General features: G+C 56.8%; 15 protein-coding genes. 4 read left to right on the plus strand and 11 right to left on the minus strand.

Translation table 11 applies throughout. The features are described from left to right. Positions 1-52: 52 nt before the first annotated feature. The gene (locus KI231_RS19220; RefSeq protein WP_212809617.1) at positions 53-2,191 is read left to right on the plus strand and encodes an autotransporter outer membrane beta-barrel domain-containing protein; all 2,139 of its coding nucleotides are present in this window, start codon (positions 53-55) and stop codon (positions 2,189-2,191) included. 129 nt (positions 2,192-2,320) lie between these two features. Here the strand turns inward: KI231_RS19220 and KI231_RS19225 are convergent, their stop codons facing one another. Further along, positions 2,321-2,887 (minus strand): DUF4174 domain-containing protein, encoded by a 567-nt coding sequence (locus tag KI231_RS19225; protein ID WP_212809619.1) that lies wholly within the window; start codon positions 2,885-2,887, stop codon positions 2,321-2,323. 208 nt (positions 2,888-3,095) lie between these two features. On the opposite strand from KI231_RS19225, the gene KI231_RS19230 reads away from it, so the two are divergent. Continuing rightward, positions 3,096-3,560: a GNAT family N-acetyltransferase gene (locus KI231_RS19230; RefSeq protein ID WP_212809621.1), complete on the plus strand. Its 465-nt coding sequence runs from the start codon at positions 3,096-3,098 to the stop codon at positions 3,558-3,560. Positions 3,561-3,588: 28 nt separating this feature from the next. Here KI231_RS19230 and KI231_RS19235 read toward each other — a convergent pair whose 3' ends face one another. The 4 genes from KI231_RS19235 to KI231_RS19250 all read right to left on the minus strand — a co-directional run bounded on the left by KI231_RS19235 (position 3,589) and on the right by KI231_RS19250 (position 7,112). Then, positions 3,589-3,915 (minus strand): hypothetical protein, encoded by a 327-nt coding sequence (locus KI231_RS19235; protein ID WP_212809623.1) that lies wholly within the window; start codon positions 3,913-3,915, stop codon positions 3,589-3,591. 9 nt (positions 3,916-3,924) lie between these two features. Next, positions 3,925-4,710, minus strand: a complete 786-nt coding sequence (locus KI231_RS19240) for a sulfite exporter TauE/SafE family protein (RefSeq protein ID WP_103306644.1) — start codon at positions 4,708-4,710, stop codon at positions 3,925-3,927. A gap of 232 nt (positions 4,711-4,942) precedes the next feature. Further along, positions 4,943-6,157 carry an MFS transporter gene (locus KI231_RS19245; RefSeq protein ID WP_212809625.1) on the minus strand — a complete coding sequence of 405 codons (1,215 nt, stop codon included), beginning with the start codon at positions 6,155-6,157 and terminating at the stop codon, positions 4,943-4,945. Positions 6,158-6,362: 205 nt separating this feature from the next. Then, positions 6,363-7,112: a hypothetical protein gene (locus tag KI231_RS19250; RefSeq protein ID WP_212809627.1), complete on the minus strand. Its 750-nt coding sequence runs from the start codon at positions 7,110-7,112 to the stop codon at positions 6,363-6,365. Positions 7,113-7,384: 272 nt separating this feature from the next. Between KI231_RS19250 and KI231_RS19255 the strand changes: the two genes are divergently transcribed. Then, complete coding sequence (locus KI231_RS19255) at positions 7,385-8,533, plus strand: aldose epimerase family protein (protein ID WP_212809630.1); 1,149 nt, start codon at positions 7,385-7,387, stop codon at positions 8,531-8,533. Positions 8,534-8,592: 59 nt separating this feature from the next. Here the strand turns inward: KI231_RS19255 and KI231_RS19260 are convergent, their stop codons facing one another. The 6 genes from KI231_RS19260 to KI231_RS19285 form a co-directional block, all read right to left on the minus strand. Continuing rightward, positions 8,593-9,120: an Imm15 family immunity protein gene (locus KI231_RS19260; protein ID WP_249412052.1), complete on the minus strand. Its 528-nt coding sequence runs from the start codon at positions 9,118-9,120 to the stop codon at positions 8,593-8,595. Between the two features lie 62 nt (positions 9,121-9,182). Then, complete coding sequence (locus tag KI231_RS19265; RefSeq protein WP_212809634.1) at positions 9,183-9,689, minus strand: DUF4265 domain-containing protein; 507 nt, start codon at positions 9,687-9,689, stop codon at positions 9,183-9,185. A gap of 60 nt (positions 9,690-9,749) precedes the next feature. Continuing rightward, positions 9,750-10,214: a hypothetical protein gene (locus KI231_RS19270; protein ID WP_249412053.1), complete on the minus strand. Its 465-nt coding sequence runs from the start codon at positions 10,212-10,214 to the stop codon at positions 9,750-9,752. A 144-nt stretch (positions 10,215-10,358) separates the two neighbouring features. Next, entirely contained in the window at positions 10,359-10,763 is a 405-nt protein-coding gene (locus tag KI231_RS19275) for a hypothetical protein (RefSeq protein ID WP_212809637.1), read from the minus strand. A gap of 41 nt (positions 10,764-10,804) precedes the next feature. Beyond that, positions 10,805-11,209: a hypothetical protein gene (locus tag KI231_RS19280; protein ID WP_249412054.1), complete on the minus strand. Its 405-nt coding sequence runs from the start codon at positions 11,207-11,209 to the stop codon at positions 10,805-10,807. A 98-nt stretch (positions 11,210-11,307) separates the two neighbouring features. Continuing rightward, entirely contained in the window at positions 11,308-11,904 is a 597-nt protein-coding gene (locus tag KI231_RS19285; RefSeq protein ID WP_212809639.1) for a hypothetical protein, read from the minus strand. A 510-nt stretch (positions 11,905-12,414) separates the two neighbouring features. On the opposite strand from KI231_RS19285, the gene KI231_RS19290 reads away from it, so the two are divergent. Then, positions 12,415-13,236, plus strand: coding sequence for an aldo/keto reductase (locus KI231_RS19290; protein WP_212809641.1), 822 nt, complete (start codon positions 12,415-12,417; stop codon positions 13,234-13,236). Positions 13,237-13,250 lie beyond the last annotated feature (14 nt).

Raw genomic sequence — 13,250 nt, forward strand, 5'->3', positions numbered from 1 at the left:
CTGCTCCTGCGCAAAATTCGCCGCCTCTTCTCCCTGTTGTCGGCGGATCATCATGTTTGCGTTGGGTGTGCGTTTTTCTCGGGTTTCGGTGTCGGGCGCGTTGCTGATCATGGGGGCCACGCCGATGTCGGCCAGTGCCGCCAGTTGTGATACGACGACGTGTCTGACCATGCCGCAGAGCCATGTGATGGTCGACGATGGCAGCTGGTTCGCCGTCGGCACTGGCGGGCAACTGAGCGACAGCAGCGTCAGGCTTGGCACCCTGCAGATTCTGGATGCGGGCACGGCGACCGGCACCACGGTAAAGGGCACTGGCACACTGCAAGTTCTCGACGATGGGCAAGTCGACAACAGCGTTGTCGAGAATGGCCTGATGGTGGTCGCCGGTTCCGCCACAGCGCTGACCACCCGTGTGATCAACGGCAATTTTGAAGTGGCAGGAAACGCCGAGGTCAGCGATACCGCACTCGACGGCGGCACGATGTACGTCTACTGGGATGCCACGGCCAAGAACACCCGCATCGCCAACGCCGGGTTGACGGCCTACATGTCCGGCAGCCTGCAACAGACCACGATCAATCAGGCTGGCACGGTGTCACTCGCCGACCAGGCTTCGTCCCGCGACACCGTCGTCAATCACGGCGGGACTCTCGCCAGCGTCGCTGGCACGGGGGTGTTCAATACCACGGTGAATCGCGGTGGCCTGATGGTCCTCGGGGCGGGTGCCGGTGCGTCGGATACCACGCTGAACAGCGGCGGGGTCCTGCAACTCAAGGGCGATGCAACGTTGCGCGGTGCCAACCGGATCGACGGCCAGGTTGAGTTTGCCGACCCCGCAATCACCGGCACCTTCCACACCTTGAACATCGACGGGCCGTTGAACGGCAACGGCACTTTTCTGATGAACACTGACCTGGCTTCATTGCGCGGGGATCTGCTCAAGGTGCAAGGCCCGATCAGCGATCTGCAGACGTTGGTCGTCGCCGACTCGGGGAATGTCCCCAGCGCTGCGCAACAAGCATTACTGCTGGTCGACGGCAACGACGGCCGTGGTGATTTCCAGCTCTACGGCAATACGGTGGATGCCGGAGCCTATCGTTATTCGCTGCAAAAACAGGGCGATGACTGGTATCTGGCCAAGCCGTCGGTCAGCACGCCGGATATCGAGGAGCCGCAGACGCCTGCACCCATCAGCAATCCCGAGCCGCTGGTGGTGCCACCGCCCGTAATCCTGCCGACGCCCACAGCTATTGCGCCCCCCATCAAGCAGGCCGACAGCTTGAGCAAAGGCGCCAATGCCGCCGTGGCTGGGCAAGCCGCTGCAGCAGCATTACTCGGCGTGCAGAACAACAGCATGCAACAACATTTTGCCGATCTGCGCTCAGGTCAGGACCAGGGTGGCGTATGGACTCGCGGTTACGGCACCGAGCAACGCATCGACACCGGCAGCAGCCGTGCCTTCCGTCAGCAGGTCAACGGTGTCGAAATCGGCGCCGACAAGGGGTTCGCCCTCGACCATGGCAACTTGTACGTGGGCGGCTTGTTCGGTCAGGGTCAGGGCCGGCAGGATTTCGGCGAACGCAGTAAAGGCACTGTCGACAGCACAACGTTAGGCGGTTATGCCAATTACCAGGATCGCGGCGGCGTTTATGTGGACGGCGCGCTGAAATACTCGCGGTTCGACAACGAAATCAAGATCACCAGCAACCTTGGCGATTCGGTCAAGGCGCATTACGACAGCCATGCGCTCAGTGCCCAGGCGCAGGTTGGCAAGGTCATCGATCTGGGTCAGGGCTGGTTCGTCGAGCCGCAAGCCGGGCTGGATGTGGCGCGGATCAGTGGCGGCCGGTACACCGCCAGTAATGGCCTGGACGTCAAACAGGAGGCAATGTCCTCGGTGCAGAGCCGTGTGGGTGGGCAGTTCGGTCGGGAACTGCAACTGGACCAAGGCCTACGACTGAAACCTTACGTGAAAGCGGCTTGGGTGACTGAGCATGCCGGGGACAGTTCGGTGAGGGTCAACGGTGCAAGACTGGACAGTCGTTTGCCGGGATCTCGTGCGGAACTGGGTGGCGGGTTGCAGCTAACCGCGGCGCAGAATCATCATGTTTATGTCGAAGGGCAGTACGTCAACGGCCGCGATATCGAGCAGCCCTGGGCGGTGAATGTCGGCTATCGCTACAACTGGTAACTGACGCGGTTGTTCAAATGTGGGAGCGGGCTTGCTCGCGAAATTGTTGTGTCAGCCAATGCAGGTGTTGATTGGCACTACGCTTTCGCGAGCAAGCCCGCTCCCACAGGGATCTAACGGGTTGCAGGGTCAGTCATCCGGCATTTCCGGTGGTTTGGCCGGTTTCGCCGGTTTGCTCGGCTTGGCGCCCTTCGCGCCTTTCGTGGCCGGTTCGGTGGCCGCTGGTGTAGTCGCCACGGACGGGGGCGCGATGTCCTTCTCAGTGGCTGGCAACGCATCAACGGTGTCGAAGATTTTCTTCAGGTCCACCGATTTCGCTTCGTCCCCCGATGCCGAGAGTTTGGTCTCGCCGTCCTTGCCCACCAGGAAGACTTTCGGATAAGCACCAGCACCCAGCTTCAGCGAGCGCAGCAACGCCATGGTGTCTTGTTGGCCCATGTCCTTGCCATCGAGCTGACCGGTCATGTTGAGGATGGTGTAAACCTTGATGTTGCGGTCGGCCACACCTTTTTTGCTGGCAGGGTCCTCCAGCGACTTTTTCAGGCTCACCCACACGGGGTCAACGGTGCTTTGCGCGATGACGATCAGCGGTCGGGCGCGGCCCAAGTCTCCAGCAGTCGGCGAATCGTTGTCAGCGGCGAACAAGGGGCCGGCAATCGCCAGCAAGAGTGTCAGGGTCATTGACCTGATGAGCATGCGCATCTCCTTTTGATATCCACGCTCTAATGATTGCGCATCGTGGCGATTGTTCCGGGGTGAGCCGGCAAATATGTTTCGCCTTGTCAGAAGCTTAGGTCAGCCCGGACATTGCGCAACCGGATGCGCGCAATCGTGACGTGGATTTGATTACCTTGCATGAGCGCATTAGGGTGGCAGTTCTGCCGACGAAACGGAGTTCACCCGCATGCACATCGACTATCTTTGCGATCACCCCGAACTGATTGAAGAACTGGCCGAACTCAACTTCAAGGAGTGGGGTGAGTTCCGGACAGGTGACACCCTTGAGGCGCGCACCGAACGCATGCGCGCGGCATGCGGCAAAGGCGCGATTCCCAGCGTCGTGGTGGCGATTGAAGACGGCAGGTTGCTCGGTGGCGCGCTACTGATCGACAGCGATATGAAAACCCGCCCGGACCTGACGCCGTGGCTGGCCGGTGTTTATGTGAAAGCCGAAGAACGCGGGCGCGGGATCGCTTCGCAACTGGTCAATCGAATCGTTGAAGAGGCTGCGGGGCTGGGTGTGCGGGAGTTGTATCTGTACACCGACGCAGCGCAATCACTTTATGCGCGGCTGGGTTGGGAGGTGGTCGAGGATCTGGTCTACGAAGATTTGCCGGTGACGATCATGAAGTACACTTTCGCCGACTGAGACAATCTCTATGGCGTGGGTGCTTGTCTCAGCCCAGTGCCAAATCGAGTGCCGCCAGTAATTGTGACGGTTCAATGCAGTGCTCGCCGAGTCTGAGTACCCCGCCGTCGAGATCAACGCTCAGCATTACCGATGCGCGATCTCCAGGATATTTGCGCAGGAGCAAGTCGATGCCACTGGCTGTCTCGTCCGCCGTGCCGATCAAATCCCATAGGCTCTCGCCAAGATCCAGCAACACCTGCTGACGCTGCTGATCAACCACAAGCGGCGCATACAGCCAATGGCTCATGCGCATTTCTCGCGGTTCGACGGTAATTGCGATGCGGCCATCGCAATGAAAGGTGGTTTCACTCATGGTCTTTCATCAAAACGCCAATTTGTAACCGATCAACACCAGCATCGTCGCCAGGCATGGGCGCAGCACTTCATCGGAGATGCGCCCGGTCAGGTGGCTGCCGAGCCAGATACCCGGCAACGAACCCACCAGCAAAAAGCCCAGCACGCCCCAATCCATGTTGCCCATGCTCGCATGGCCAAGGCCTGCCACCAGCGTCAGCGGCACAGCGTGAGCGATTTCGGTGCCGACCAGACGGCGGGTCGGCAGCAGCGGGTAGAGGATGAACAGCGCGACCGTGCCCAGGGCGCCAGCGCCGATCGAGGTCAGGGCAACCATGGTGCCGAGGATCAGACCGGTGATCACGGTCATCACGTTCAGCCGCGAACCGCTCGGGTTGTAGTTGCCACCCGCGCGTTTGTGGGCGAATTCGAGCAGGCGCTTCTTGAAGAAAATCGCCAGCGCCGTCGCGAACAACACGAAGCCCAACGCCTGCTTGATGATGGCGTTCATCGCGTCCGGCGCGGTGTGCAGGGTGCTGAGGAACCACAGGGTCATGGCCACCGCCGGCACGCTGCCGAGGGTCAGCCAGCCGGTAATGGCCCAATCGATGTTCTTGTTCTTTCTATGGACGAGCACACCACTGGATTTGGTGATGGCCGCGTACAGCAGGTCGGTGCCCACCGCTGTTGCCGGGTTGATGCCGAACCACAGCAGGATCGGCGTCATCAAGGAACCGCCGCCGACACCGGTCATGCCGACGATAAAACCCACCACCAGCCCGGCAATCACCAGGCCGAAATTTGCCAAATCCATTAAGACGTCCAGAAAAACGACAGGAAAAAACTGGCCCGCAGCATAGCGATTTTTCTTATAACCACATATATCGATGCGGTCTATCGTTATGCCATATGGAACTCACCTTGATCCCTTGTGGGAGCGGGCTTGCCCGCGATGGGGCTGTGTCAGTAGGCTGATCCGTTGCCTGACTCACCGCAAATCGCTGGCAAGCCAGCTCCCACAGGGAATGTTTGTGCGGCTCGACAAATCAATGCTGGCGTCGTCCAGGTTTGAAGCTGTGGGTTTTGTTGATCCACACCGTCGCCAAGGCGATCAGCGAAAGGATCAGCAGCGCCCACGGAAACGACATCGCGCCTGCCCGATCCAGCAACAAGCCGCCAAACAATCCGCCGCCGGCAATCGCCACGTTCCATGAGGTGGTGAGCATCGCTTGCACCACGTCGACATGCTCACCGGCCGAGTCCGCCGCCGAGGTCAGTAGCAAGGTGGCCGAGCCACCAAACGACAAGCCCCACACCGCCATGCAGGCATAAATGAGCAATGCTGACGGTGTAATCAGCGCCAACACCAGTGCCGTTAGTGCAAATACCGCGAGACTGATCAGCGTCAGCCAGCGCAACCAGCGATCCACCAACGAGCCGATGATCCAGATCCCCACCAGCGAACACAGGCCGAACACCAGCAACACCAGATCGACCCGGTCCGCAAGACCGGCCTGCAGCAGAAACGGTGAGATGTAGGTGTAGAGAATGTTGTGCCCGAGCATCCACGTCAGCACCACGAACAGCACCGGCCGCACGCCCGGCAGACGCAACGATTCGAGCAATGGCAGACGTTCATCACTGGCCTGCCCCGGTCGATCCGGCACTGCGATGACGATCCACGCCGCCAGCACCAGGGCCAGCGCCGACATGATCCCGAACGAGGCACGCCAGCCGATCAGATTGCCCAGCCATGTCCCCGCCGGCGTGCCCAACGACAACGCCACTGGTGTGCCGAGCATGGCAATCGCCAGCGCCCGCCCCTGTTGATGCACCGGCACGATCCCGCGTGCATACCCGGCCATGATCCCCCACGACAGCCCCGCCGCCATCCCGGCGAGAAAGCGCGAAGCCAGGGTCAAACCGTAATGGCTGGAAAACGTAGTGATGGTGTTGAACAGCAGAAACCCGCCCACCGTCATCAGCAGCACACGCCGCCGAGGCCAGCCGCGCGTGGCAACGGTCAGGGGTATCGCCGCGACAATCGAGCCCAGCGCATACAGCGTCACCAGTTGCCCGGCGAGCACTTCGCTGACGTTCAGCCCTGCGCCGATCTGAGGCAGCAGCCCGGCCGGCAGGGTTTCGGTGAGGATGGCGATGAAACCGGTCATGGCGAACGCCAGCAACGCGGCATAGGGCAGTTTGTCGGCACGAGCGGTGCGATCGACACGGCTGAAATCGGCGCTTGCGGGGTCGGTCATGAGAGGTGCAGCTCCATTTTGATCAATAGCGGCGATGGATTGTATACAAAAAACCGCACTGGCTATCCGTCAATGTGGGAGCTGGCTTGCCAGCGATGAGGCCCCGTCAGGTGACATTGTGTTGCCTGACCCACCGCCATCGCTGGCAAGCCAGCTCCCACAGGGTTTTGTGCTGCATTGATCAGCATCGCCACCCCAACCGAACTCACTGCACCGGCAAGAAATTCAGGAACAGCAGGCTTTGCGCGTAGTTCAGACCGATCCGCCGGTAGCGCTCATCGAGCATTTGCGTCAGCAAATCCAGGCGCGCGACGATTTTGCTGAACTCGGTGGCGAAGCTCAGGTTGCTGCCCTCCTCCGAGATCTCATTGGAGAACAACAACGGCTGGCCTTCCTTGTTCTGCCGCTGCGACAGAATCCACATGGCCTTCTCAATATTGCGCGCCGAGTTGTGCACAAACGTCGGATTGATCGCGTCGGTCATGTAGAACTCGGTGCGATTGCCATGGGCAGTCACCAGCATGCTGCCAATGGCATAGATGAACGCACCGACCCGGTCACCGAGAAACTCCGGGCTCATCGCATAGCTGAGCGCGGCCAGATCCTTGCGACCGCCGAGCACCGGCAGCGGCTGTTGCTGCTCGATCGCCAGGCGCACCTGTTTCACCGCCGTGTTGATATTGAGGAAACCGGATTTGCGCAGCTCCTCGGGGTTGCGCAGGTACAGCTTGCCCATCAAGCGGTAGAGGCTGTTGAGGTTGTCGCGCATCGCCATCGTGGCCATGCGATCGACGCTGGTCTGCAGGAATTCCTGCGGCTGACCTTCACGCATCTGATTGAAGAAACCGTTGCCGTCCTGATGGCTGCAACCGCTGAACAACAGCGACGACAGACACACCAGCAGCAAGCACGGTCGGCGAAAAAATACGGTGATCAGGTCAAAAACGCTCGGCATGAATTCTCGAACAGGCACATTCCTGTGCGGCGGGAGTCACCGCATCCTGGCCATGGATAGAGCCGCCGATTGCAAAAAAGTGCAGTGCTCACAGTGTTTCCCGACCTTCTGCAACCATTTAGTCTGACTTTATCATTGCAATAAACGCTTAATCGGCTATAAATTTTCACTCAAATCTTAAATAGCATGACTATTACCATCCCTATGTAGGAACGGCCTGCGGCAGCTCCTATACCGGGATTTGAAAACAACAACAAAAAGGAAGGTCAACCATGCTTCAATCCCGTCACCTGCTCTCCGGCCTCGGACTCTCTCTGATGATCGCCACCCTTTCCGCCAACGCGGCGGGCCTCAGCGCCGAACACACAGCCTTCGGCAAAACCAATGACGGCACGCCCGTCGAGCAATACATCCTGCGCAACAGCCATGGCATGCAAGCCACCGTCATCACCTACGGCGCGACCCTGCAATCGCTGAAAGTGGCGGACAAGCACGGCAAGTTCGACGACGTGGTGCTCGGCTTCGATGATGTGCAGGGCTATCAGAAAGGCACCGCGTATTTCGGCGCGACCATCGGCCGCTTCGGCAATCGCCTCGCCGAGGGCGCGTTCGAACTCGATGGCAAGCGCTATCAAGTGCCGCAGAACGACAAGACCAATGCCCTGCACGGCGGCACATCAGGCTTCGATAAAAAAGTCTGGAAAGCGCAGGAAACCAAGGACAAGGATTCGGTCGGCGTGACCCTGACCTATCTGTCGCCGGACGGCGAAATGGGATTTCCAGGCAACCTCACCACTGAGGTGACCTATCGCCTCACCGACAACAACGAACTGCGCATCGACTACAAGGCCAGCACCGACAAACCGACGGTGCTCAACCTGACCAACCACAGTTACTTCAATTTGGCCGGCGCCGGAAATGGCGACATTCTCAAACAGGTCGCGACCCTGCATGCCAGTCATTACACCCCCGTCACGGCCAAGTTGATCCCGACCGGCGAACTGGCGCCGGTAGCCGGCACGCCGATGGATTTCAGCAAACCGACAGCGATTGGCACGCATATAAAAGCTGATCATCCGCAGTTGAAATTCGCCGAACCAAAACAGGGCGGCTTCGATTTCAATTGGGCGCTGGATACCAAGGGTGATGTAAACAAGGTCGCCGCTGAAGTCAGCGATCCGCAGTCAGGCCGGCATCTGCAACTGTTTACCAACGAACCGGGCGTGCAGTTCTACACCAGCAACTTCCTCGACGGCACGGTCAAGGGCAAGGGTGGCAAGGTGTATCCGCATTGGGGGGCGTTTACTCTGGAGACGCAGCACTATCCTGACTCGCCGAACCAGCCGGACTTCCCGAGTACGCGTCTGGACCCAGGGCAGACTTACACCCAAAGCGTGGTGCTGAAGTTCTCCGCAAAATAGATCCACACTGGATCTGTGGCGAGGGAGCTTGCTCCCGCCGGGCCGCTAAGCGGCCCCCGTCATCTATCGTTTTCGAAGCTCTTGGGAACGGCAAAAACCCTGACAATATCCTCACCACAGGCAACGTCATAAAACCTGCTTTCGTAGAAATCGAAGAGCGTCTCTACACCGCAGTTGGAAAAATGCCTCCTGACTTCTTCCATCTCTCGCGACACCGTTGCGACGGGGTCACTCTTTAATTTCTCCACAAAACCAATAGAGGATGGTTTTGGATAAACAAAGATATTGGGGATCGCTACACCCTGCTCCTCCAGAGCTTCGAAATCGGTGTAAGTCACAGCATAAAAGTGCTTGTTATCAGCGCCCGCCGCAGTCAACGCCTTTATTGAGTTCAGAAGAAATACGGCGAGACCGGTCAGAAAATCGGAGACTCGGTCACTGCTCATCTGCGCCTGCAAAAACGCCAATCGGCTGTATCGTGAAACAAGCGGTATCTCTTCAAAACTCTCATAGCTTGAAAAGAACACCCCCATATCGTTATAGGGTTCCTGGCCAATCACCTTGCTGTAAAAGTCTGTCAGCTTCATCTTCCCGAACATTCCATCAGATCTCAAAACCCTCTACTGTCCGCTGTGCAATGCTGGGCCGATTAATTTTTTGTGCTGTTCGCGCCATCGCCCAGCCACCAGTAGAGAAGCGTTTCGTCTTCTATATCATCGATATTCTTGTAAACGTTCGCGTAATACCATTGAAGCCCGGTCTCCTCGCGGAACGCGTCGAAGAACAGTGCGATGTTATCCATTCCGGTCTTCGCGGGAATGGCCAAAGTCAAATTCCCTTTGTATACGCCGTCCAAGGTACCGTTGAGATGGTTGCCAACGTCCGCCTCCAGCCTCGCCAGACGCTCTGGCGAAATGTGGCTGGAATAGATGTGAATACAGAAATTACCTCCCCTTCTCAGTATCTCGGCGTGTGTCTGAGAATTTTCCAGGGAAACCACATCGCCTCTGGCCAGATTCAACGCCAGCCCCGGTGATGAAAGCAATTCATAGGTATGCTCAGCCAGTTTTCTCGCGGGTAAAGATTCAAACACCGCCCCTTTGGAGTTCTTTCCGGCATACACGCGAATATGTTCTACAGATCCTTCGTCTACCATCCAATACTCCTAACCCGGTGCTCTAAGGCAAAATCAGACCCTGTACACACAGAGCGAGGATCAAATGCGGTGCTCAAGAAAGCTGTAGAAATTGCTGATGAAGTCTCTCCGTAGACCCGGCAGTATCCTCTTCAAGATCAGGAAATAAAGATAGACCGGTGTGCCGCCATCCCCTTCCTCTTCCCAGATTTCCTCTGTCCCAAAGCAATAGAGCACAGCCCGAACAAAATTTACAAAACACTCATCCGTCTTACGGTACTGCTGCTCCATCTGCCAGAGTTCAACCTTGAGCTTCGTTCGGAATGCCTCATCACTTTCTATTCTTTCCCGCGAGAGGCCTGCCGTCAGATAGGGAAGCAACAACTCCAATTTGGCACTGGAAATAGCGTCAAGCTTGCCTCTCTGGATAAGACCCAATAGATAACGAGTGTACTCACAGGTCATTTCTCCATAAGACACACTCGCCTCAAGCAGCTGTTCTTCCAGACGATCAAACTCATTATTTTCCAAACTATCCAGCATCATAAAATGCTTCTTCCATTACTGACCGATCCGTGGCTAGCGCAGACGCAGTTGTCGACTGTCACAGAAAAAGGCCCACTCTTTACTGGGCCTTTAAATCACAGACGCTCGCGTTCAGCGAGCGTCTGTTGTATCTGACCTGTCAGATCACCCCTCGATCAGCCCGGCGCTTTTCAAGCCCTCGCGCATGCCCTGATCCGCCTGTTCGCACCACTGCTTGAGCGTCAGACCCGATGGCAGGTTGGCTTCCAGCTTCTGGTATTTACCTTCCGTCAGCACTTCCCCCTTACGACCGTTGGCTTCGCTCCTGTCGCCTTCGCTCTTGTCCATCTCACCCGGCATCTCGGAGACAAACCCCACCATTTTATTGGCGTTATCCACGCTGTCAGCTTTCAGCAAGCCCTTGTCAACGCAATGCTTGATCAGGCCGGCCGTGTTACGCCCCATGTCGTAAATCCCCTTCAGCGTGGCAGCGTCCGGCCCCTCCGCGTGGGCAACATTGACGGTGCCGAAAGCGGCGGTGATTGCAAAAATGAAAGCGGCTTTTTTCATGTTTATTCCTTTAAAGATGAGGCGGGTTGTTGAATACAGAACTATGACTGAGGCTTCCTACTTGCGAAATTATATCTCGCCATACTGACAACGCTTTCACTCTCGTCCTCAAGCAGCTTCTCCAGGATTGCAATAGGCGCTTTTCTATTTGCAGCTATTGCCCCCCTGACAAGAGAATTGGGGTCTTGAGAAAGACGCTCAAACAATGTTTGCGATAACTTTCGCTTTGAAGCAACAAAATACCGGACGTCATCGAATACACACAGCTCTTCAAGAATTTCCACCGGCACCGTTTTATTGTGCGCAACCCATCTTCTGTACTCGGGGAATTTCTCGATCACCTCACGCCATACCGAAATCGGCGCCTCTTCCATAGCGGCTCGATCGTACTCGTCTTTCACTTCACTTCCACGCAGTGCCACAAACTCTTCAGCAGAGGTAATCATATTGCTTCCTTACATTCATTGCAGTGACCTTATGCACCGTCACCACCAGGTACGTCATCCGTAAACTGCTTCATGGCAGGTCTGACCAGCAGTGCGGCTTAGAGCGCTGCAATCAAACGATTAAATGCACGTGCGCAGCCTCGTTGCCTTGCATCTCTAATCATCGAATCGTGAGTGAACGGTTCAAGCGTTTCGCGAACCGCTTTCTTAGCTATTGCATTGAAGTGTGCATTATCAAAATCACACTCCAGCGTTGAAACCCTATAAGAATTGCGCTTGGACCACTGATCGAATCGTATTACGATTTTCTCGTCAAAAATCAGTGCCCCATCACTTTTATCCTCGAAAAAGAAGAACTCCTTACGATTCGTATCGACATGCCCCGTTGATGTAGCAAATGGCTGCTTTCTTAAAAGCGAAGTCAGCCTTACCCCACCTGCAATACCAAGACCTCCCCCCAGACTCTCACTCGCGAAAAAATACTGCTTGAAAACAACCATTATTTTTCTACGAAAATAAGGAACTTCGTATGCTTTCTCGAAAGAATGAAAACCATTCGGATCGCCGATCAGTTCAAAATCGGCACTTATCAAATCCGCCCCGGAGAAGCCGTTCAACCCAAAAATACCTGGCTGAAGATTACCCGCCCTCTCTATAAACAACTGAACAAGCTGATGAAAATCAGTAGAAATCACATATTCCCTTATTACGCGCTACCGGCGTTCGTACCCGCGGCATGCTCCTCACTAACAATGGCTCCCAGCTGTTTCAGTTCAGGCACACGCGAAGAGTCTGGATCGGAATCGATGCCCGCTCGTGCGGATTTCTTGAGCCGATCCACACTCATCGTTTTATCGAGGCATCTTAAAACACACTAGCAGGCTGACGCTATTGCCGGTCAGAATGGCGATGAGTGATCAAACTTCATGCCAGATATCACAAAGCCCCTGCGGATCAAGGTCCTGAGCGAAACCTACCGTCTTCCTGCGTCACTCGAACCGAATCAACAATGAAAAATGCGCAACTTCTTGCGCACTTGCCCGGGCAGGTGTTTAACGAAAAATTGTTAAATGAAAAGCGCAAGATCAAAAGATCGCAGAGGAGCTGCCGAAGGCTGCGATCTTTTGCGTTTTGAGCCTCATGGAACCCCTGCGCTATCCTGCTGCCCACTAAAAGGTATCGACACGTTCAGAAAGGAGGATTGCATGCGTACTCTCGAGTTGGCCGGTGTGCAGGTGCCGGTGATTGGCCAGGGCACCTGGCGCATGGGCGAAGACCGTTCGGCGCACAAGCGTGAAGTGGCGGCGCTGCGCACGGGTATTGAGTTGGGCATGACCCTGATCGATACAGCGGAGATGTACGCCGACGGCGGTGCCGAAACAGTCGTCGGCGAGGCCATCGCCGGGCTGCGCGATCAGGTGTTTCTGGTGAGCAAGGTCTACCCGCACAACGCCAGCCGCACAGGCATCCCACAGGCTTGCGAGCGCAGCCTGCGTCGGCTCGACACCGATTACATCGACCTCTATCTGTTGCATTGGCGCGGCCAGTATCCGCTGGAAGAAACCGTGGAAGCGTTCGAACGCCTGCGCGAAGAAGGCAAGATCGGCCGCTGGGGTGTGTCGAATTTCGATGTCGACGACCTCGAAGAACTCTCCAGTTCAGCCTGTGCGACCAATCAGGTGCTCTACAACCTGGAAGAGCGTGGCATCGAATTCGATCTGCTGCCGTGGTGCCAACACCAGCGCATGCCGTTGATGGCCTACTGTCCGATTGGCCAGGGTGGCGCGATGCTGGCTGAACCGTTGCTGAAGCAGATCGCCATTAGTCATGGCGTCACTCCCGCACAGGTTTCGCTGGCGTGGATTCTGCGTCAGGATGGTGTGATTGCGATTCCCAAGGCTGTGCGACCGGAACATGTGCAACTCAATGCACAAGCGGCGCAGCTGCAATTGGAGGCCGGGGATCTGGCGGCGCTGGACCAGGTGTTTCAAGCGCCACAACGCAAGCAGCGACTGGCCATGGTCTGAGCCAGCGGCTGGCG

Origin of the sequence: Pseudomonas sp. Seg1 (genome assembly GCF_018326005.1) — a bacterium.
GTDB lineage: Bacteria > Pseudomonadota > Gammaproteobacteria > Pseudomonadales > Pseudomonadaceae > Aquipseudomonas.